Below are 22,125 nucleotides of genomic sequence, written 5' to 3' on the forward strand. Positions count from 1 at the left end.
TATGGTGGCTGCTTGTGGTATAGGAAGTTTAATGTTAAAAAAGATATTGAAAATAAAGCTTAAGGTTGTTGGTGGGATTTTACTGATTCTATTACTAGTACAATTAATTTCTGCATATTTCTTTGGTGTAATGGCAGAAAAACAACTGGATTTGCAGTTTAAATATATTACTGATACATCATTGATTAAGGTCGTTAGTCGAGACTATAATCGTGGTTGGCTTACTTCAAATGAAAGTGTAGTTTTATCGGTTAATAATCAGGTGCTAAAAAATGTACTGGCAATTTTACCTGGTGCTAATGCCCATGAATCAATTAATGCGCTTGCAAATGGTACTTATCAGATTCATTATACAACTAAAATAACTCACGGTTTATTTGCTGGCTGGTTGCATGGGACATTTATTCCCACATTGGCTTATGCTTCAACTGATATAGTTTTTCCTGACAAAATAGACAAACTTTTAACAAAATTTTTTGCTAGTAAAAAACCACTTGAAATAAACAATGTTATTTATTTAAATAAATCTGGACGCTATGTAATTTATTCACCAGGCTTTGGTTATGATGAAGCTTTATCTGGAGTAAAGATAAATTGGGGTGGTTTATATCTGAAAGTTGCGTATAATCCAGAATTTAATTATTTTAAAAATGATTTGTCAGCACCATTATTTGAATTGAATGCACCAACCAAAGGAGAGTTTGTTTTCAATGGGTTTGAATATGCTTCAGACTCACGTTATAGTGTAAACAATATAAAAGTTGGAACGACCGCGCTCAAGCTTGACAATCTTAGGGTTGCTATGGCTGAATCTAATTCTGTTGGGCTGCGATTTGGTGAGATGGTTCACGCTCTGGTTGGGGTAAATTCAGCTGATTTTCTAAATGGAATTGATGTTATAAACCCGGCAAATTTTCAGATCCAAAATGTGGTTTATAATGCGATAAGTAAGGATGAAAATAATTTCTTTAGTGCTGCAGCCAAGGCTGGATTTGAGAGCCTAACTAGTAATAATAGAAAATATGGTCCAATGAATTTTGATTTGAGTCTAAATCATATTTCTTCGCCTGAATTTAGTAAATTACTTGATAATTTGAATGATACTGCCGGGCAGGATCAAACAGATCAACTAAGTAGAGACAAAACTATTGCCATGCTAAAAACGTATTTGACTCCTATTTTTGTACAGCAACCTGAGGTTATATTAAATGGTTTCAGTTTGGTAACTCCAGATGGTGTAATTTCTCTTTCCGGGCGTGCGACTACAATTAATTTTGAATCTTCAGATATGCAAGATCAGGCAAGCTTTATGAAGAAAATGTCGGCAAATATGAAATTTTCCGTACCTAAATCAGTTCTGGCATACTTCTTTATTTTACAAATGAAGTATTTCTTGACCGCAGGAAATGCGCAAATGGATCAACAAAGTAGCGATGCGTTGGCAAAAGTGGTTAATATACTTCTTGATAATCAGTTACATGTTTGGCTGAAAAAAGGGTTCTTAACGCAGAAAGAAAGCATGATTAGTAGTACAATTTCGCTTGAAAGTGGAACTGTTTACCTAAACGGCATTCCTACTAAATAGATAAATAAGATGCAAGAATCATTAAATAGTAATTCATTATTAAATAGTCGTAAGTTTTTACCACTATTTACAATACAGTTTTTAAATGCTATTAATGATCATATATTAAAAAATGCCATCCTTGTTATGATTACGTATCAGGGAATGGTGCTGGCAGGATTGAGTCGTGAGCTTTCAGTAAATATTGCTACTTTACTCTTTATCCTGCCGTTTTTTCTCTGCTCGGCATATGCTGGTAAACTGGCTGATACTTATAGTAAAGTATTTCTTATAAAAATAATCAAATTTTGTGAGATAGGTATAGTCATAGTTGCAATAATGGGCTTTATCACACATAATTTCTATATTTCAATTACTTCACTGGTTGCCATGGGCATACATTCAAGCTTTTTTGGTCCAATAAAATATTCAATTCTTCCGCAGTATTTTAGTGAGCGAAAACCGTTATTACTCGCTAATGGTTACATTGAGCTGGGTACTTTTGTGGCAGTCCTTCTTGGGCAAATGCTTGGCAGCTGGTATATGGCAAATAGGCAGCTAGAAATAGTTGTCGCAATGATGTTGGTATCAACATTTATGGGATTATTATTAAGTTTTCGCCTAGAAAAAACTATTCCTGCTGGCGAGCAGGAGAAAATAAATTGGAATGTTTTTCAGGAAACTTACCGAGTTTATAAGAAAATTACTGTTAATAAAAATATTCGCAATAACCTGCATGCCATTTCTTGGTTTTGGGCAATGGGAGTCATCTATACAACTCAACTTCCTGTATTTACTGAAAGCTATATGGGTGGCTGTGCACATGTATTTAGTATTTTATTAGGAGTGTTTTCTGTTTCAATTGGGCTTGGCTCGGTTGTCTGTGCCAAAATTTCTAATGGTCATATTCATAAACGGTTTGTTATTTATGGTGCTTTAGGAAAATCTGTTTTTAGTGTGATTCTGTTGTTTCTAAATTATACTGTAAAAAACCATTGCTTGGATCTTCCTGAGTTTAGTCATCAATTAATTGGTCTTTTAAACTTTGGTTTAATCTTTCTAATTGGCTTTTCAGCTGGCTTTTACTCAGTAACTTGTTATAATGAATTACAGGTAATTTCGCCAATTAACATTTTATCTCAGGTGATTGCGGTAAATAATTTAATGAATGCGGCCTATATGGTTGTAGCATCTATTTTATGTTCAATTTTATTAATTTTTATTAGCCTTTGGTGGTTATTAATGCTTACAGTTATTTGTAATTGTATTTTTGTACTTATCTATTGGCGCTTAAACTTTAAATTAGTTAACAATTAATATCTTTTTCTCATCGACCTAATTTTATTATTGTAACCCCGTTTCCTCCCTGTTTTGGGCTTCCATAGCTATAGCCAATGATTTGTGGTAGGTTTTGCAGATATCTGCGCACAATATTCATTAATACGGGTTGATTGTTGATTGAATTTTCTCCTTGACCATGAATTATTTTTAGGCAGCTAGCCTTATCATTTGCATTTATAAACCTTTCTAATAGATCTAGGGCATGTAACTTACTATAGTTATGTAAATCAAGTACTGCACTTATTCTGAACTTTTCGTTACGCAGCTCTTTTGGTAGATTCTTTTGACCATACCGGAAAAAAGTAGCATCACTTTTGTATTCATCGAAAAAGTCAAATCCTTCCTGTTGCCTAGATTCGTATGGCTGAATTAATTTTCTTTCCAATTTTATCTGAGTTAGTTGTAATTCAACCGTATCATTACTAATGGCTTTAATATTGTTTTTGAGACAGTAATCTTTGAAGCTGATATCATCAAGCGTTTCATTTTTTGATTCTTGTTTTTCTATTCGATTTTTACTTATAAGTGTAGATTGTTTCTTTAGTTTTTTTAACTTGTCATGCCACATAATTATTTGCTTTATCTTCAATTAAAATTATTTCTTGGGAGTGCGTGCCGATTATCAGTCCTCTTGTAAGCTCCCTACATCATTTATATGCTATAATTGATGATAACATATAACTTGATAAAATTTCAATGGGGCATTTATGGCAAAAGTTAGTTTTGATGAATCGTATCAATTATACCGTCGTATTTTTACGGCTTACCTCTCAAAATATTGGCGTAAATTTTCAATTTCTCTTGTAGCTATGGCTGTTGCAGCAGCTACCGAGCCTGCATTTGCTAGACTTATGAAGCCCTTAATTGATAAAGGCTTTACCGACCAGGATAAGACTGCCATGATTCTTACTCCCTTGGCCGTAATGGGGATATTTTTTATCCGTGGTGCTGCATCATATGTTAATGAAACAACATCAACTTGGCTATCTGGTACTGTTGTAGAGCAGATGCGTCAGCAAATGTTTAATAAATTATTGCGTATGCCTGTTGCTTACTACGATAATCATAATTCTGGACGCATGATTTCACGGATTTTATTTGATGTAACTCAAATTACGGATGCCGGGTTTAATGTCATTACAGTTACTGTTAAGGATGGCCTGACCATTATTGGATTATTAGGGCTTTTATTTTATACCGACTGGCAATTAACTTTGTTTTGTTTTTTTACCATGCCATTTGTTTTAGTTTTGGTAAGAATACTTGCCAAGCGCCTGCGTAAATTAAATAAAAATAATCAGGAACAGTATGGTGAAATGACTCAGGTAGTGACCGAAGCTGTGTCAGGTCAGAAAGTAGTCAAACTTTTTGATGGTTATAGTTATGAAACCTCAAGATTTACTGACTTTGCTTCATCAATCAAAAAAAATAATGTTCGTCAGTCAGGAACTTCTTCACTTAATTCGGGATTAAGTCAATTTCTATTCGCAATGGCATTATCATGTATTCTTTATTTTGCAACTAGTCGTTCGCAAGCAAGCGGTTTTACTGCAGGGGACTTTGTTTCATTTATTACTGCGATGATTATGATTGCCCAGCCAATGAAACGTATTACCAATGTAACCCAGTCATTGCAACGTGGTTTAGCTTCTGCTGAGTCAGTTTTTGAGTTTCTTGACGAAAAAGAGGAGGCTGATGATGGGCATGCTGAATTAGAAACAATTACTGGTAACATATCAATTCAGAATATGAGTTTTAAATATCCAGTTGCAGAAGACATGGCATTAAAAAATATAAGTGTTGAGATTCGTGCAGGGGAGACCGTTGCTTTAGTTGGTAGCTCCGGAAGTGGTAAAACTACTCTTGCCAATATGATTCCGCGTTTTTATTCACCAACCACAGGGGTAATAACTCTTGATAATCAGGATTTGGAAACTATTGCACTTAAAAGTTTGCGTAAGCATATTGCTTTAGTTAGTCAAGAGGTCGTGCTTTTTAATGATTCGGTTTATAATAATATTGCTTATGGTAGTAATTCTAACTTTACCAAGGAAGATGTTTATAATGCCGCAAAATTAGCTAATGCATTAGAATTCATCGAGCAACTTCCAAATGGCTTTGATACTGATATTGGTGAAAATGGAACTCGTTTATCCGGCGGACAAAAACAGCGACTGGCAATAGCGCGTGCATTATTAAAAAATGCGCCGATACTTGTTTTGGATGAAGCTACTTCTGCTTTAGATAATCAGTCGGAAAAGCTTGTGCAAGAAGCTTTAGACCGATTAATGTCTAACCGAACAACATTAGTCATTGCCCATCGCCTGTCAACGATTCAGCATGCTGATAAAATTATTGTTATGGATAAGGGGCAGATTATTGAGGTCGGGAAACATGATGAACTATTGGCAAATAACGGTCATTATGCCAACCTATATAATATCCAGTTTAGAAATAATGGTGTATAATAAACTACATTTTTGCAGCTTAATGATAAAAAAGTTGGTTTTAAAACCAACTTTTTTATTTTGAACTAATGATTAGACTATTTCCGCACTTTCGATGACAATGGCTTCTAGAGGGACATCGTCATGCATACCATGACGACCCGTTGCAACTAGTTTGATTTTATCCACAACTTCAGTACCTTCAACTACTTTGCCAAATACGGCGTAGCCCCAACCATGAAGATTTTCACCACTGAAATTTAGAAAATCATTGTCTTTAACATTGATGAAAAATTGTGCCGTAGCCGAATGTGGTTGCATAGTACGCGCCATTGCAATTGTGTATTTATCATTTTTAAGACCATTATTAGCTTCATTCTTGATTGGCTCGCGAGTAGTAGATTCTTTCATGTTTTTATCCATGCCACCACCTTGAATCATAAAATTATCAATTACACGATGAAAAATCTTACCATTATAGTGACCTGATTTAACATATTCGACAAAATTAGCTACCGTCAAAGGGGCTTTTTCGGCATTTAATTCCAGTTTGATATCACCATGAGTGGTTTTTAGTAATACTTGAGTCATCTTTTTCCTTTCAATAATTGTAACTGCTCGGACTATCTCTCAATAGCTACGTTGCAAGACTCCTTATTTACTTGTTTTGTAAACTGCGTCATCTTGCGCCTTGCTCTTGCTAAATATTCCGGCAGTTAATGCGGTTACACTGTCTGAATAGTTATTCAATAATTTATTCATTATCTATGAGACTTAGCGATTTTAACATAATGTTGTGCCGAATAGGCAATATGCTCGATTTCACTCTCACTAAGCTTACGGATTTGTTTAACTGGATTCCCAAAGTAAAGATAGCCCGATTCCAGCCGTTTACCTTGTGGAACTAAACTTCCGGCACCAATCATGACGTTTGATTCGATATATGCATTATCAAGAATAGTTGTACCCATACCGATAAATACATTATTAGCGAGCGTACAAGCATGCAAGCAGCAGTTGTGTCCAATGGTTACATTATCACCGATTATTAATGGGGTTTCTTCCGTCCGTCCGGGATTGCTATGCGTAACATGAAGCATAGTTAGATCCTGAACATTACTGTTCTTACCAATTTTGATATAACTTACATCGCCACGAGCAACTGAATTACACCAGATTGAGGCATTTTCAGCAATAAATACTTTGCCAATAATTACTGCGCTATCATCGACATAAGCACTATCATGAATTTCAGGTGAAATCCCAGCATATTTACGGATATTCTTCATGATTAGAAGTCAATCGTTTCAATAACATGATTAAGATTAGTATAAATGCAAACTTCACCAGCGATAGTTAATGATTTCTTAACGATTTCAGAGGCAGATAAATGTTCAGTGTTATCTGTCAATGCTTTAGCCGCTGAATAAGCATATGAACCACCCGAACCAATTGCCGCAATATTATGTTCCGGTTCTAGCACATCACCTGTTCCGGTAATAATCAGACTATGTTCTTTATCAGCAACAATCAACATTGCTTCAAGCTTTTGTAATACCCGGTCGGTACGCCACTCTTTGGCTAACTCAACTGCTGATCGCATCAATGCTCCACCATGTTGTTCCAGCTTAGCTTCGAATCTTTCAAATAGCGTAAACGCATCTGCTGTAGCGCCAGCAAAGCCAGCTAATACCTGCCCTTTATATAAGCGACGAATCTTCCGTGCGGTTGATTTTATTACTACATGTCCGAGTGTTACCTGTCCATCTCCGCCAACTGCTACCTGATTTCCTTTGCGTACGGCAACAATGGTGGTGCCATGATATTGTTCCATTTTTATTCCTTTCGCTTGATGTTTGTGCAAGATTATAGCCTATATTATGATAAAATATGTGCCCTAAATTCAAGAATTCAAGAGCACCTACTCATGATATCTAAATTTAGTTATAATAAAACTGCTCGTACTATCTCGCAATAGCTGCGTTACAAGGCTCCTTATTTACTTCTCATGTAAATCGCGTCGCCTTGCGCCTTGCTCTTGCTATATATTCCGGCAGTTACAGGAGTTACATAGTATGGGTAGTTACAATAAAATTTTAGATTAAGGAATATAAATGTTACGAATTACTTTGCCAGATGGTGCAGTACGTGAATTTGCCGATTCAGTAACTGTACTTGATGTTGCCAAAAACATCAGTTCAGGTCTGGCTAAAGCGACTTTAGCCGGAGTAGTTGATGGAAAACTTGTTGATGCGAGTTTTACCCTTACCACAGATAGTAAGCTCCAGTTAGTCACTGATAAAGATAGTGAAGGTCTGGAAGTAATTCGTCATTCGACAGCACATTTGTTAGCGCAGGCAGTAAAACAGCTTTATCCTACTGCACAGGTTACTATCGGTCCGGTAATTGACAATGGTTTTTATTATGATTTTAGCTTTGAGCGCACATTTACTCCAGAAGACCTTGTAGCCATAGAAAAGAAAATGGCGAATCTGGTAGATCAAAATATTCAGGTTGAACGCGTAGAAATGACTCGTGAAGATGCGATTAAATATTTTGATTCAATCGGTGAGAAATATAAAGTTGAGATCATTAGTGCAATCCCGGCTGGTGAGGTTATCTCCCTTTATAAACAGGGGGATTTTATTGATTTATGCCGTGGTCCACATGTACCAAGCACCAGTAAATTGAAGGCTTTCAAACTAATGAAAGTTGCTGGAGCTTATTGGCGTGGAGACTCTAATAACGAGATGTTGCAGCGGATTTATGGTACTGCTTGGCGCAATAAAGATGAGCTAAAAGAATATCTACATATGCTTGAAGAGGCGGAGAAGCGTGATCATCGTAAGATTGGTAAACAGCTAGACCTATTCCATTTGCAGGAAGAAGCGCCAGGTATGGTATTTTGGCATCCTAAAGGCTGGGCTATCTGGCAGACAATTGAACAATATCTACGTAAAGAGCTGGATAAAGACGGCTATAAGGAAATCAAAACTCCACAAGTGGTAGATAAGATTCTTTGGGAAAAGTCTGGACATATGCAAAATTATGGTGAAAATATGTTCTTAACTTCATCGGAAAACCGTGATTATGCAGTTAAACCAATGAATTGTCCATGTCATGTATTGGTATTTAATCAGGGGCTTAAATCTTACCGGGATTTGCCATTACGCTTAGCTGAATTTGGTTCGTGTCATAGGAATGAGCCATCGGGTGCATTACATGGTATTATGCGTGTGCGTGGTTTTGTCCAAGATGATGCGCATATTTTCTGTACTGATGAGCAGATTGGTAGTGAAGCGGCAAAATTTATTGATTTAACTTATCGAGTATATCAAAAATTTGGTTTTGATAAGGTTGATTTAAAGCTTTCTACTCGCCCGGAAAAACGGGTTGGTGCTGATGAACTATGGGATTCAGCTGAAGCTGCTTTAGCTAAAGCGCTAGATGATAAAGGTTTACCATATACTCTACAGCCGGGTGAGGGTGCATTTTATGGACCGAAAATTGAATTTGCGTTAAAAGACTGCTTGGGTCGAGAATGGCAATGTGGTACTTTGCAGCTTGATTTCAACTTACCTGAGCGATTAGGCGCATCATATATTGCTGAAGATGGTAGCAAGAAAATTCCAGTCATGCTCCATCGTGCAGCTCTTGGTTCGCTTGAGCGCTTTATTGGAGTATTGATTGAGCATTATGCAGGTAATCTGCCATTTTGGCTAGCACCTGTTCAGGCTGTTGTATTAAACATTTCTGAAAAACAGAATGATTATGCGAATAAAGTATATGAGGCTTTAAGAGATGCTGGGGTTCGTGCTGAAATTGATTTATCAAATGAGAAGATCGGTTATAAAATCCGTCAGCAATCAATGCAAAAAGTTCCATATTTGCTTGTGATCGGTGATAGCGAGATGCAAAATAATCAAGTAACAGTCCGTAAACAGGATGGCACAGATCTTGGTGCAATGACTCTTGATGAGTTTTTGCTTCTGGATAAGTAGCCAAAGTGTTCAATAAACCAAATGGAGTCTTGTTTAAGGCTCCATTTGGTTTATAGTGTTTATAAAATGTGTTACAATTGCTATTGATAGCAAATTTATTTTGGGGTAAGTATTTGAAGAATAAATTAATCTTATTATCTTTAATTGGCTTGATGACAGCATGTGCATCGCATAGCCAGTCTTCTAATCCGACAACAAGTGTTAGCAATGCTAGTGTAAATCAGACTGCGGCAAATAATTCAGCTACAGCAACAGAGTCAACATTGCCTGTATTGGTTGAAGATACGGTTATAAAACAACAGATGCCAAATGCTATTTTGTTTGATCTTTATGAAAGTAGAGTTAGTCAGCAATTTATGCCAATAATTGCTTGGAATGCAGGCTATTTACTCCGGTTCCCAAATGCAAAAGTGGAGATTCAGGGAAATGCTGATGATAAGCATAATTCAGTATCTGATGAAAAACTAGCTATGGCAAGAGCGCAAAATGTTAAAGACGTTCTACTTTATATGGGCGTAAGTGATCAGCAGATTAGTATAAAATCATTAGGTAATAAACATCCTGTTTTTGCTAAAGACAGTGATGGACACCAGCCACGTAATCAACGAGTCGATATCATGTATACTGTTGCTCCGCCGCAAGGCTATCATATTGATAAAATCCCAGTTGTGATTACTACTTCAGTAGAGCAGGTAGCTATTCCTGAGCCAATCTATTAGAGATATAAGGGTTTAGTATCATGAGTATGTTTGATTATGTGGTTGTCGGAGCTGGATTATCTGGTGTTGTCATGGCAGAGCGGATTGCAAGCCAGCTAAAAAAGCGAGTGCTGATTATTGAACGCCGGGAACATGTTGGTGGCAATACCTACGACTATTATAACGAAGATGGTATTTTAGTTAGCCGTTATGGCCCACATGTATTTCATACTAAGCTAAAAGAAATCTGGGGGTATCTATCTCAGTTTACCGAGTGGCATCACTATCAGCATAAGGTTTTAGGACATGTGGACGGTAATTTGGTGCCAATTCCATTCAACTTAAACAGCATTAAAATACTATTTCCCAAGCCCGTTGCTGAAAAATTAAGTAGTAAGTTAATAAACTTCTTTGGTTATGGCAATAAGGTTCATGTTTTAGAACTTAAAGAAACTAAGGATGAAGATCTGAAGTTTCTTGCCGATTATGTGTATGATAAGGTGTTTTTAAATTTTACCCATAAACAGTGGGGATTAAGACCTGAAGAACTTGATGTATCAATTACTGGGCGAGTGCCAATTTATATTTCTTATGATGATAGGTATTTCAAGGATGAATTTCAGGGAGTACCAAAGTTTGGTTATGCGCGGATGATTAAAAATATGCTTAATCATAATAATATCAAATTAATGCTAAATACTGATTATCGCGAGGTTCTAACGGTAAATCATTTAACAAAACAGATTAAATTATTTGGACAGCCATTTGAAGGGAAGCTAATTTATACTGGTAAAATTGATGAATTATTTGATTTTTGTTTTGGTGAATTGCCGTATCGGGGGCTGGAACTTAAATTTGAAACTGTTAACCGGGAGTTTTATCAGGAAGCTGGAACGATTCACTTTTCAAATGAATACGAATTTACTCGGGTTTCAGAAATGAAAAGAATTACCGGGCAAAAGAGTAATGTTACAACAATTATTCGTGAATTTCCCAAAGATTGTAATCGTAATGATATTCCATATTATCCGATTCCACAACAAGAAAATATTGAAAAATTTAATCAGTATAAAGAAAAAGCCAAAGATTATCCAAATATAATTTTAACTGGTAGGCTTGCTGATTATAAATACTATGATATGCATGCATCAATCCTGATGGCATTAGACAAATTTAAAAAAGGATTATGACTTTGAAAAAAGTAGCATTAATAACTGGAATCAATGGTCAAGATGGCTCATATTTGGCAGAATTATTGATAGAAAAAGGTTACGAGGTTCATGGTATTCTTCGTCGTAGTTCAATTTTTAATACGCAACGGATAGAGCATTTATATCTTGATGATCTAGTTGAAGATATGCATAAAGAACGTAAGCTACAATTACATTATGGCGATATGACTGATTCAACTTCATTAATTCATATTATCCAAAAAACCCAGCCAGATGAGATTTATAATCTGGCGGCACAATCACATGTAAAAGTATCGTTTGAGATTCCTGAATATACTGCAAATGGTGATGCAATTGGAACGCTACGAATTTTGGAAGCTGTACGAATGCTAGGCTTGGAAAAGAAAACTCGGATTTATCAGGCATCAACTTCTGAATTATATGGTAAAGTACAGGAAATCCCACAAACTGAAACTACCCCATTTTATCCACGTTCGCCTTATGCGGTAGCGAAGCAATATGCGTTCTGGATTACCAAAAATTACCGTGAGGCATATAATATGTATGCGGTAAATGGTATCTTATTCAATCATGAATCAGAACGGCGTGGTGAGACTTTTGTAACTCGTAAGATTACCTTAGCCGTTGCCAATATCAAAAAGGGCTATCAAAAAAAATTATATTTAGGTAACCTAAACTCCCTACGTGACTGGGGTTATGCCAAAGATTATGTTGAATGTATGTGGATGATACTTCAACACGATACCCCAGAAGATTTTGTAATTGCAACAGGTGAGCAACATTCAGTACGTGAATTTACTGAGCTAGCATTTAAAGTTGCTGGAATCGATATTGAATGGCGAGGTGAAGGTATTAATGAGCAAGGAGTTTGCCGTCAGAGTGGTCAAGTATTGGTAGAAGTAGATCCAAAGTATTTTCGCCCAACAGAAGTGGATACCTTACTGGGGAATCCGGCAAAAGCTAGAGAGCTATTGGGCTGGAATCCAACCAAAACATCCTTTGAACAGCTAGTTAAGATTATGACAACACACGATTTAGATTATGTTGAAAGAATGAGATTGGCGAGATATTAAGATGGATAAAAAAAGTAAAATTTATATTGCGGGACATCGTGGGCTGGTTGGTTCAGCGCTAGTTCGGAACTTACAGGTAAATGGTTATACAAATTTGGTATTAAAAACCCATGCTGAACTTGATTTGACAAATCAACAGGCAGTACATGAGTTTTTTGCCAAAGAACAGCCTGAATATGTATTTTTAGCTGCGGCTAAAGTTGGCGGGATTCATGCTAATAATACTTACCGGGCAGATTTTATCTATGATAATCTACAGATTCAGAATAATATTATTCATGCCAGTTATCAGAATAATGTCAAGAAACTATTATTTCTTGGTAGCAGTTGCATTTATCCTAAAGAGGCACCTCAACCGATGCCTGAAGATTGCCTCTTAACAGGAGTGCTTGAATATACTAATGAACCATATGCAATAGCTAAAATTGCTGGTATTAAGCTATGCGAAAGCTATAATCTGCAGTACGGGACTAATTATATAGCGGTTATGCCAACCAATCTTTATGGACCGAATGATAATTTTGATCTTGAGAAATCACACGTGTTACCTGCAATGATACGTAAGATACATCTGGCAAAATTGCTGGATGAGGGGAATTATTTAGAGATTGCAAAAAATCTGAGCATCAATCCTGACAATACTTTATTGGAAAAGACTCTTGCTAAATATGGTATAACTAAAATTGCTAAGATAACAACATTGAAGCTCTGGGGTAGTGGCAATCCATATCGAGAGTTTTTGCATGTAGATGATATGGCAGATGCATGTATTTATGTCATGAATAAAGTTGATTTTACCGATCTTATCAAAGGTAAGAGCGAAATTAGAAATACTCACATCAATATTGGAACTGGTGAGGATTTAACAATTAGGGAATTGGCATATTTAATCAAGGAACAAATCCAGTTTAATGGACAGATAGAATTTGATGCAACTAAACCAGACGGAACTTATCGTAAACTACAAGATGTAAGTAAACTGCATCAACTTGGTTGGCGGCATAAGATCAAGCTTTCAAGTGGAGTAAAAGAATTAAGTGACTGGTATTTAAATAATAACCTTGTTAGCAGCAAAAATGACCAATTTTAGAAAATATGCAAGTAGTGCTGTTTTTCGAAATTTTGTTTATCTAAATCTGACACAGGTAATAAATTATATTTTTCCATTCGTAACCTTTCCTTATGTATCAAGGATTTTTTCCCAAGATAATTATGGTTTAATCATTACTGCTACAGCATTTGCCAGTTATCTTGGTTTATTTACCGATTTTGGTTTTAATCTTTCAGCAACTCGCGACATTGCAAAAGAAGCAAAAGAAAATCCACTAGCAATTAATCGGATTTTTAATAGTGTAATAACTGCTAAAATTGTTTTATATTTTGTTTTTTTAATTCCGTTATGTGGCTTTATTTTTATTTCGGATAAATACAGCAGGCATGCTTCAATTTTTATGTGGTATTTTGCTGGGGTTTTCGGTAATTTATTATTTCCTACTTGGTATTTTCAGGCCACCAATAATATGCAGAATATTGCCAAATTTAATTTGCTAAGTAGAGTTCTTGGTGTATTATTATTATTCTTGATTGTACGGAATAATGATGATCTTCTAAATTTTGCTATAATGAATGCTGTTATTTCATTAATAATAGGGGTACTGGCTATCTATATTGTTATCAGCAAATATCATATTCATCTTAAATTGTCATTTAAGTTCACAGCCTTACTGGTTACCATTAAGGAGGGCTTTGCAAGTTTTACCGCAGTACTACTGATTAGTTTTTATACCACATTTAACTCTCTTCTACTAAGTTGGTTTTGTGGTTATAAAGATGTTGCTATTTATGGTGTTGCAGATAAAATTATTGGTATAGTGTTAACAGTACAAGGGGCGTTAATTCAGGCAGTTTACCCGTCGATAACAGCCGAAGAACAAGGTTCAATTATCAAGCATAAAACATTGAAGTTATTCCGGTATAATATTTTCTTAGGGGTTATGATTTGTGTGTTCCTTAATTTATTTGCACCTTTAATAATTCATATCTTTACCGGACATAAATATGATCTTTCTATCCCTGTCTTGCGCATTTTATCGTTAGTCCCTATAATTATGGCTTTCTCGTCAGCATTGTCAACATACTGCTTTGCGTTAAAGAAAGAGCGATATCAGGTATATGCTTATATTATAGGTGTCATTTACTGTATTATGGCTAATTTAATTCTTATTAAAAATTATACTTATTTTGCGGTGAGCTATAACTATCTATTGTGTGAGATTATAAGCTTATTTGCTCTATATTTATTCATAAAAAATATAAAGTCAAGGTAATATGACTATGAAAGATTCAATTGCGATAATTTATAAACTTTATAAATTACAAACAAAAGAGCTCTTCAAGCAGTTGGCTAAACTTTTTCTGTTCTACAAAGAAAAGAAAGTATTTTTGGCAAATAGCAATCAAAAACGCTTTGAGCTTGGTCAAGACTATCCATGTTTACTTGATCGCACAAAAACAACGGGTTTTGATCCACATTACTTATATCATGTGGCTTGGGCATGTCGAAAGATTGTCGCAATTAACCCATCGAAGCATATTGATATTTCTTCGTCATTAAATTTTTGTGCAAATGTTTCAGCAATTGTGCCTACAGAATTTTATGATTTTAGACCAGCAGATATATGTCTTGACGGTCTAGTGTGTAAATCAGCCAATATTTTAGACTTGCCACATGAAGATAATAGTGTAGAATCATTATCATGTATGCATGTTGTTGAACATATTGGTCTTGGGCGTTATGGTGATAGTATAGACTATAATGGTGATTTGAAGGCTATTCGTGAACTTAAACGAGTTCTTAGGGCTGATGGCAGCCTAATTTTTGTGGTTCCAATATCAGCAACGCCTGAAATTGAATTTAACGCTCATCGGAAATACAGCTTTGAGCAGGTTATGGATTTATTTGCTGAGTTTAAATTAATTGAACATGCTCTAGTCACAGACGAACATCAATTTGTTATAAATCCAGAACCTCAGTTATACCAGGCACAACATTATGGATGTGGGTGTTTTTGGTTTAAAAAAAGATAATTTGAGTTTAAAGCTGATGAACCTAGTTAGCGTAATTATGCCAGTTTATAATTCCAGAAAGTATCTAGCTCGTGCAATAGAGAGTATTTTGCATCAGACTCATACTAATTTGGAGCTAATCATTATTGATGATTGCTCTAGTGATGATAGTCTTGAAATAGCAGAAAGCTATCAAATACGAGATAATAGGGTTAGAATAATAGCTAACTCCAAAAATAAAAAGCAAGCTTATTGTCGAAATATCGGGATTGAACTCTCCTCTGGTGACTATATTGCATTTCTTGATTCTGACGATATCGCCTGTGAGAATAGAATTCAGCTCCAGCTTGGATATCTTGAAAATAATCCAGATTGTGTAGGTTGTGGAAGCTATGGAGAGTATATAGATAAAGATGGTAATTTATCTGGACGGTATATAATACCTCCAGTTAACTATCCGTTGATCAAGGCTGAAGCTTTTTTTGGAGATAATCCATTTATTCAGTCCTCCATGATGCTACGGAAAGATATTCTCAATAAATATAACCTGAGATATGATGAATCATATGGGGGTATAGCAGAAGACTATCAATTCTGGTTACAAATTCTGAAAAATGATTTAAAATTATTAAACATTAACAAACCTCTTGTTTATTATCGTTTTGGTGATAATTTACAGGCTACCGTAATGAATAGCCACAAATTTAGACCAGTTGTTGAGGCTATGGTTATTGAAAATATTGAGTTAATCTGTCATAAAAAATATATTGGAAAACTATATCGGCAAAGTCTTTTACGAGACGATTTTTTAAGGAAAGTGGTAGCTATTCTACTCTATCCATTAGCCGCAATAATGATTATTTATTCTAATAATAAATCCAAAATATTAGATAAGGATGCTTTAAAAAAGACTCTATACATGCATTCTCCTCGAATTAATTTACTTCGCTTTGTTTTAAGGTGATCATGAAAATCGCAATACTATATATTTGTACCGGAAAATATGATGTTTTCTGGAGTGAGTTTTATGATAGCTGTAAAAAAATGTTTTGTCCGGAACAAGAAAAGCACTTTTTTGTATTTACTGATTCACCACGAATTCATGGCGATGAGCATGTTAGTATTATCTATCAGGATAATTTAGGGTGGCCATTTAATACCTTATACAGATATAAAATGTTTTTGAGAATAGAAGAACAACTACTTAATTTTGATAAAGTGGTGTTTTTTAATGGCAATTGTGTTTTTGTGGATAACGTTGAATTTAATGAGTTCTTTGGAGTTGAGTCTAAGTTATTAGCTTGTCTTCATCCGGGATTCTTTGACAAAAAGCATGAAGAGTATACTTATGAGAAGAGAGAAACCTCTACCGCATTTGTAATAAAACCATGGAAATACTTTGCTGGCGGTATAAATGGTGGAGATAGTCGCTTATTTCTTGAAATGTGCCATAAAATTTCTGAAAATATTGAAATTGATTTAAATAATGGTATTGTTGCTCTGTGGCATGATGAAAGTCACTGGAATAGTCTACTTAATAACGAACGTAGTTTGATTGAGCCAATATTACATATTCTATCTCCGGCGTATCTATATCCAAATGGCTGGGAGATCCCGTTTTTGGCAAAAATTCGGTTACGGGATAAAAATAATTATGGGGGTCATGGATTTTTGCGTGGAGAGCGTAATATGGAAAGCCGGGTTAAAAGATTTCTCAAGTTTATGGCAGGGAAGTTTAAATGCAGATAGTGTGGTGTCTAGGTGGATTAGGGAATCAGATGTTTCAATATGCCTTTTATCGTAAACTTGAATTGATGGGGAAAGAAGTATACCTTGATTTAAGTGAATTTAATAATTATGATCTCCATAATGGTTTTGAGTTACAAAAAATATTTGCAGTTGCTCCTAAAATTATTCCATCTATTGCAGTGAAAAAATTCCGGCAAAATAAATTTTTTAAAGTACTTGCCAGATTAAAACTTTATCAACGAATTATTAGCCAATCGGAATTTAACTTTAATTCCAAATATCTTGATTATTCTTTCTCACGTTATCTGATTGGCTACTGGCAGTCTGAATCATATTTTGCAGAAATAGAGCGGCAGATTAGGGAGGATTTTACTTTTCCATCTCTAGATGCCGCTAATCAGCTTATTGCTAATCAGATAAGGAGCACTAATGCTATTTCTTTGCACGTTAGAATGGGTGACTATGTTAATCATCCATTGCATGGAGGCATTTGCACTAAGGAGTTTTATTTAAGAGCGATAGATATAATCAAAGATAAAGTAGAAGGTCCACAATTTTTTGTATTTTCGAATGAAATTGACTGGTGTAAAAATAATCTTCCATTAGCTAATGCAGTTTATGTGGGTGGAAATGATGGTGAAAACAGTTATCGTGATATGCAGTTAATGAGCCTATGTAAGCATAATATAATTGCCAATAGCTCCTTCAGTTGGTGGGGTGCATGGCTAAATAGTAATATCAATAAAATTGTAATTGCTCCGGCAAAGTGGTTTAATGATCCACAAATAAATACTAGTGATTTATTGCCAGCCTCTTGGGTAAAAATATGAATAGTCCATTAGTTTCAGTAGTAATGCCGGTATATAATGCTGAAAAGTATGTTGCTGAAGCGGTTGAGAGTATATTGAATCAGTCATATACCAATTTTGAATTTATTATCATTGATGACTGTTCTACAGATAATAGTTTTGAGATTCTTAAAAGATATAGAAATAGTGATAATAGAATAAAGCTTTTTCATAATGAAACGAATTGCAAATTACCTACTACATTAAATCTTGCGATTGACCATGCAGTAGGGAAATATATATTACGGATGGATGCAGACGATATATCTTTACCAGACAGATTAGTCAAGCAGGTTGAATTTATGGAGGCTAATCCTGAAATTGGTGTAAGCGGTACTTGGTATAATGTATTTGATGATGGTATGGAAAAAATGCTTTATCATGAACAAAAGCCACTTGAGCATGATATGATACTAATTTATATGAATCTGCTTGATAATCCAATAGGGCATCCTACGGTAATTTTGCGCAGAGAAATTTTGAAAAATAATCATTATCCGGAAGATATGAGGAATAATGCAGAGGATTATAGTTTGTGGTTAACTTTAAGCCAAAAAGGTATTAAATTTGCAAATCTCCCAGAATATACTCTAAGCTACAGACTCTCTAAATCATCTCTAAGTCAGGCAAACCAAAAAAATATTAATCTTACCCTAGTAGAAGTTATTTCATATACATTAACTAAGCTTAAAATTAAGCACAAAAAAATTAATTACTACCTAAATGCTTTTGTCCTTCCTGGAAGCCTTTTTAGCAAATTATATAATATGTTATGGTCAACCTATGTATTAAAAGAGATTGAAAATAATAATCGCAAAATTCAAATCTTTCCAGAAAAAGAATTATCTTTATTTGTCCGCGAACTTTCAATTGTTAATAAGCTAATTAGGAAAGTTAGATTACAATGACAAAAAAGATTTTATTTATTACGGAGGATTATATTTGTGGTGGTGTTGCTACAGTTTCACAAACACTTAAACAAGCTATTAATCTTGATTGCAATTATCAAATGGATATAGGATTATTGAATTCCAGAAATGATTATGCAGGTTTTAAACCAGTATTTATTTTAAACCAGCACGAAGCCAAAAATAAAGTTATGAAATTATTTAGATTGTTCTCGGATAGTCTAAAATTATCCCGAAAAATCTCAGGTTATGACATTATCATCGTTAATGGTGATTTGTTTCAGGTGGTGATTCCGGTTTGGATATTTTCTCTTTTCAAAAAAATAAGAGTTATCGCGTGGGTACATGCCTGTCTTGATAAAGTAAAATATTATCCAAACCAGCTTATCAAGAGTATTCACTGCATCGGATTAAAATCTTTTACACAAATTGTTTGTGTAAGTCATGAGTCGGCACGAAGTCTAGCTGCATACGCTGGGGCGGAAATATCAACCAGAATTGAAGTAATTTATAATCCATTTATAATTACTGAATTAGAAAAAGCATTGCCGATTGCTGACTTAGATAATCGGAAAATAAAAATTATTGTGTTAGGGCGTCTGGTGGCAGAGAAAAATTTTGCCTTATTAATAAGGGCTCTCAGTATGTTACAGAACAAAAATCTTCAGTTGATTATTTGTGGTGAGGGTAGTGAAAAAAATGCGCTTATTGAGGAAGCAATTGCTCTAAATGTTTATGAACAATTACTATTTGTAGGACAAACAGACAATCCTCTTGGGTACATTGCTGCTTCTGATATACTTGTTTCTACTTCTACCACGGAAGCATTACCCTCAGTTATCATTGAAGCTCTGGCATTATCCAAAGTTATTATTGCTACCGATACAGGAGCAAGAGAGATCTTAACTCATGGTTGCGGAGTTATTATTCCTGTCAATGAACCAGCTATTCTTGCTCAGGCAATTGAGAAAGTCATTAATGATGAGTTATTACGAAAGCAATTGATACAAAATAGGCATTTAGCGTTAAAACCTTTTATGATTGAAAATGTTATTCCCTACTGGTTGAAAACGTTTGCTCGGTTATTTGAAAATGATGCAAAAAATTTATATTAATGGTTATTTCCTGACTGAACAGGTAAAAGGTGGTGTGAATCGTTTTGCATTACAAATGACAATTGCGTTTGATAAGATCATTAAATCAATGGTTCAAGATAGTCAAACTGAATTTATTTTGTTAGTCCCAAAGATAAATTTTTTGGAGGTTTCTCTTAAGAATATAAAAATACATGAAATTACTTATTTTCAAAATAAATACCTTTGGGAGCAGATACTACTCCCATTATACACAGGTAAAAGCTTTTTGATTAATTTTGCTAATTTTGCGCCAATTATTAAAAAAAATCAGTTATGTGTGATCCATGATGCGCTGATTTTTAGATATCCAGAGTCATATAGCTGGAAATTCAGGCTAATTACACAATTTTTTCATAAACAGTTAGTTATGAGGTCTGAATATATTGGTACAGTTTCTAATTTTAGTGCTAGAGAAATTAATGCTGTAATAGGCAAACCAAAAAATCCAGTAGTCGTATTTGGTAATAGTGCAGATAATTTTACTTACACAAGTGAATCTTCTGAATACCTACAAATGATTGGTATTGTCAGGGAGGGCTATATACTTTCTATCTTTTCACAAAAAAATTCAAGCTATAAAAATATTCGAGCTTATCTTGATGCGATAGCTAAAGTTAATTATACTTTTGTATGCGTAGGCAGTGTTGAAATAGAAAAAGAATCTATGCCTGATAATCTTATTCAGTTAGGAGTTGTTTCCGATGCTCAATTACATACATTATATCAGAACGCATATGCAACTTTAGTTCCTTCACTGTATGAAGGGTTTGGGATTCCATTACTTGAAGCAATTTCCTCCGGGAGTCCGTTAATTATTTCAGATATTCCAGTCTTTCGGGAGATTATTAAAGAAGCTGCAATTTATTTTGATCCACATAATTCAGATGATATTATTGCTAAAATAGAGTATCTATTAAAAAATTCAGAACTGAGAGAATCATTAATTGTAAATGGACGAAAAATTTTGCCACTATACTCATGGAGCGTTTATGCAGAGCAGCTTAAAGAGCTTATTGAGGATCATATATTATGAAAATCCTATTAATTAAGCGTGGGGCAATTGGTGATTTATTAATGGCTACGCCATTGATTCGTCAGCTTAAATTAAAATGTAATGCCAGTATTGACCTTCTGGTTGGCGAGAATGCTGCAATTGCCTGTAGGGATAACCCTCACCTTAATAGGCTAATTATATTACCCGATACTGATTTTTCAATTAAAGGTGTATTTAGATTTGCTATACAATTAATTAGACTTCGTAAGCAATATGATTATGTCTTTCTTCTTGATAAACACTGGTATTTTAATCTGATGGCTAATCTGCTTTGCACCAAAACTGTTGGTTATTATCGTGAGGATTGGCAAAAATTCACTTTATATTATCCAGTATTATATAATGACGTAACACGCTACCATTGCTACTATTATCTTGATTTATTAAAGCAAAGTAATCTTGCTAGCCCTGATTATACCGATATCCAGATTGATTTACCAATTAAAGATAGTGACCAAAAATATATCAATGAAAAACTTTATGAAAATAATCTTGAAGATTTTGTTGTTCTCGTAAATAGTGGCGGAAATAACGCCTATGAGAAGACAGGTATCCGGATGTTACCAGAAGATAAAGTTATTGAATTACTTGAGCTCATTATTCAGCAAAGGAAAAAAATTATTCTAATTGGTGGTAAAGTGGATCGGGTAAATTATGATGATTATATTAGTCAATTGCTTGATAATTCTAATTGTTATAACTGGGCGGGAGAGTTATCTTTGGCGCAAAGTGCCTATTTGATTAGTAAAGCTAGAATATTTTATACAACTGATTGTGGGGCAATGCATTTTGGTGTTGCGATGGGGCTTCATGCTCGACTGAAAGCATTTTTTGGACCATCTGATCCGCGACATATATTACCACCAGATTATATTGGGAGATCATCGATCTGGCATGATAAAGAGAATTTTGACCCAGCTTATCAGTTAGAAGGTGTAATTGATAAAAATAAGAAATTCTTTCGCAATATTAGAATATCAGATTATGTGTGATAAGAGCAATTTTAGCAAATAAATTTATTTCTAAATTCAGATACTCTTATAATAA

General features: G+C 34.7%; 21 protein-coding genes. 17 read left to right on the forward strand and 4 right to left on the reverse strand.

The features are described 5' to 3' along the window. Positions 1–31: 31 nt before the first annotated feature. Together CUN60_RS04445 and CUN60_RS04450 are read left to right on the forward strand one after the other, a co-directional pair. The gene (locus tag CUN60_RS04445) at positions 32–1,585 is read left to right on the forward strand and encodes a YdgA family protein (protein ID WP_158649283.1); all 1,554 of its coding nucleotides are present in this window, start codon (positions 32–34) and stop codon (positions 1,583–1,585) included. Between the two features lie 9 nt (positions 1,586–1,594). Next, positions 1,595–2,881, forward strand: a complete 1,287-nt coding sequence (locus tag CUN60_RS04450) for an MFS transporter (RefSeq protein WP_102950868.1) — start codon at positions 1,595–1,597, stop codon at positions 2,879–2,881. 10 nt (positions 2,882–2,891) lie between these two features. On the opposite strand, the gene CUN60_RS04455 is transcribed toward CUN60_RS04450, so the two are convergent. Beyond that, the gene (locus CUN60_RS04455; RefSeq protein ID WP_158649284.1) at positions 2,892–3,494 is read right to left on the reverse strand and encodes a Smr/MutS family protein; all 603 of its coding nucleotides are present in this window, start codon (positions 3,492–3,494) and stop codon (positions 2,892–2,894) included. Between the two features lie 118 nt (positions 3,495–3,612). Between CUN60_RS04455 and msbA the strand changes: the two genes are divergently transcribed. Next, on the forward strand, positions 3,613–5,373 hold the full coding sequence (gene msbA / locus CUN60_RS04460) for a lipid A export permease/ATP-binding protein MsbA (protein WP_102950870.1): 1,761 nt from the start codon (positions 3,613–3,615) through the stop codon (positions 5,371–5,373). 72 nt (positions 5,374–5,445) lie between these two features. Here msbA and CUN60_RS04465 read toward each other — a convergent pair whose 3' ends face one another. The 3 genes from CUN60_RS04465 to hslV form a co-directional block, all read right to left on the reverse strand. Next, positions 5,446–5,943, reverse strand: coding sequence for a peptidylprolyl isomerase (locus tag CUN60_RS04465; protein WP_102950871.1), 498 nt, complete (start codon positions 5,941–5,943; stop codon positions 5,446–5,448). Between the two features lie 170 nt (positions 5,944–6,113). Further along, positions 6,114–6,641 carry a gamma carbonic anhydrase family protein gene (locus CUN60_RS04470; protein ID WP_222593298.1) on the reverse strand — a complete coding sequence of 176 codons (528 nt, stop codon included), beginning with the start codon at positions 6,639–6,641 and terminating at the stop codon, positions 6,114–6,116. A gap of 2 nt (positions 6,642–6,643) precedes the next feature. Continuing rightward, positions 6,644–7,186 carry an ATP-dependent protease subunit HslV gene (gene hslV / locus CUN60_RS04475; protein WP_102950873.1) on the reverse strand — a complete coding sequence of 181 codons (543 nt, stop codon included), beginning with the start codon at positions 7,184–7,186 and terminating at the stop codon, positions 6,644–6,646. A 280-nt stretch (positions 7,187–7,466) separates the two neighbouring features. On the opposite strand from hslV, the gene thrS reads away from it, so the two are divergent. The 14 genes from thrS to CUN60_RS04545 all read left to right on the forward strand — a co-directional run bounded on the left by thrS (position 7,467) and on the right by CUN60_RS04545 (position 22,070). Next, positions 7,467–9,353, forward strand: a complete 1,887-nt coding sequence (gene thrS, locus CUN60_RS04480; protein WP_102950874.1) for a threonine--tRNA ligase — start codon at positions 7,467–7,469, stop codon at positions 9,351–9,353. 113 nt (positions 9,354–9,466) lie between these two features. Beyond that, positions 9,467–10,072, forward strand: a complete 606-nt coding sequence (locus CUN60_RS04485) for an OmpA family protein (RefSeq protein WP_102950875.1) — start codon at positions 9,467–9,469, stop codon at positions 10,070–10,072. Between the two features lie 20 nt (positions 10,073–10,092). Then, positions 10,093–11,241, forward strand: coding sequence for a UDP-galactopyranose mutase (glf, locus tag CUN60_RS04490; protein ID WP_222593299.1), 1,149 nt, complete (start codon positions 10,093–10,095; stop codon positions 11,239–11,241). Positions 11,242–11,243: 2 nt separating this feature from the next. Next, complete coding sequence (gene gmd, locus CUN60_RS04495; protein ID WP_425266150.1) at positions 11,244–12,317, forward strand: GDP-mannose 4,6-dehydratase; 1,074 nt, start codon at positions 11,244–11,246, stop codon at positions 12,315–12,317. A 1-nt stretch (position 12,318) separates the two neighbouring features. After that, positions 12,319–13,407, forward strand: a complete 1,089-nt coding sequence (locus CUN60_RS04500) for a GDP-L-fucose synthase family protein (RefSeq protein WP_102950877.1) — start codon at positions 12,319–12,321, stop codon at positions 13,405–13,407. After that, positions 13,394–14,644: a flippase gene (locus CUN60_RS04505; RefSeq protein ID WP_102950878.1), complete on the forward strand. Its 1,251-nt coding sequence runs from the start codon at positions 13,394–13,396 to the stop codon at positions 14,642–14,644. Before CUN60_RS04500 ends, CUN60_RS04505 begins: the two co-directional genes overlap by 14 nt. Before the next feature lie 7 nt (positions 14,645–14,651). Further along, complete coding sequence (locus tag CUN60_RS04510) at positions 14,652–15,404, forward strand: DUF268 domain-containing protein (RefSeq protein ID WP_222593300.1); 753 nt, start codon at positions 14,652–14,654, stop codon at positions 15,402–15,404. Further along, positions 15,370–16,347 (forward strand): glycosyltransferase family 2 protein, encoded by a 978-nt coding sequence (locus tag CUN60_RS04515; protein ID WP_102950880.1) that lies wholly within the window; start codon positions 15,370–15,372, stop codon positions 16,345–16,347. Before CUN60_RS04510 ends, CUN60_RS04515 begins: the two co-directional genes overlap by 35 nt. 2 nt (positions 16,348–16,349) lie before the next feature. Beyond that, a complete protein-coding gene (locus tag CUN60_RS04520; protein ID WP_102950881.1) occupies positions 16,350–17,132 on the forward strand; it encodes a family 6 glucosyltransferase in 783 nt (260 codons plus the stop codon). Further along, on the forward strand, positions 17,123–17,962 hold the full coding sequence (locus CUN60_RS04525; RefSeq protein ID WP_102950882.1) for an alpha-1,2-fucosyltransferase: 840 nt from the start codon (positions 17,123–17,125) through the stop codon (positions 17,960–17,962). Before CUN60_RS04520 ends, CUN60_RS04525 begins: the two co-directional genes overlap by 10 nt. Next, positions 17,959–18,888: a glycosyltransferase family 2 protein gene (locus tag CUN60_RS04530; RefSeq protein ID WP_102950883.1), complete on the forward strand. Its 930-nt coding sequence runs from the start codon at positions 17,959–17,961 to the stop codon at positions 18,886–18,888. Before CUN60_RS04525 ends, CUN60_RS04530 begins: the two co-directional genes overlap by 4 nt. Further along, positions 18,885–20,003 (forward strand): glycosyltransferase, encoded by a 1,119-nt coding sequence (locus CUN60_RS04535; RefSeq protein ID WP_102950884.1) that lies wholly within the window; start codon positions 18,885–18,887, stop codon positions 20,001–20,003. The genes CUN60_RS04530 and CUN60_RS04535 overlap by 4 nt, the downstream gene beginning before the upstream one ends. After that, positions 19,981–21,057: a glycosyltransferase family 4 protein gene (locus tag CUN60_RS04540; RefSeq protein WP_102950885.1), complete on the forward strand. Its 1,077-nt coding sequence runs from the start codon at positions 19,981–19,983 to the stop codon at positions 21,055–21,057. Before CUN60_RS04535 ends, CUN60_RS04540 begins: the two co-directional genes overlap by 23 nt. After that, entirely contained in the window at positions 21,054–22,070 is a 1,017-nt protein-coding gene (locus CUN60_RS04545; RefSeq protein ID WP_102950886.1) for a glycosyltransferase family 9 protein, read from the forward strand. Before CUN60_RS04540 ends, CUN60_RS04545 begins: the two co-directional genes overlap by 4 nt. Positions 22,071–22,125: the final 55 nt, after the last annotated feature.

Origin of the sequence: Aquella oligotrophica (assembly GCF_002892535.1) — a bacterium.
GTDB classification, from domain to species: Bacteria; Pseudomonadota; Gammaproteobacteria; order Burkholderiales; family UBA11063; genus Aquella; species Aquella oligotrophica.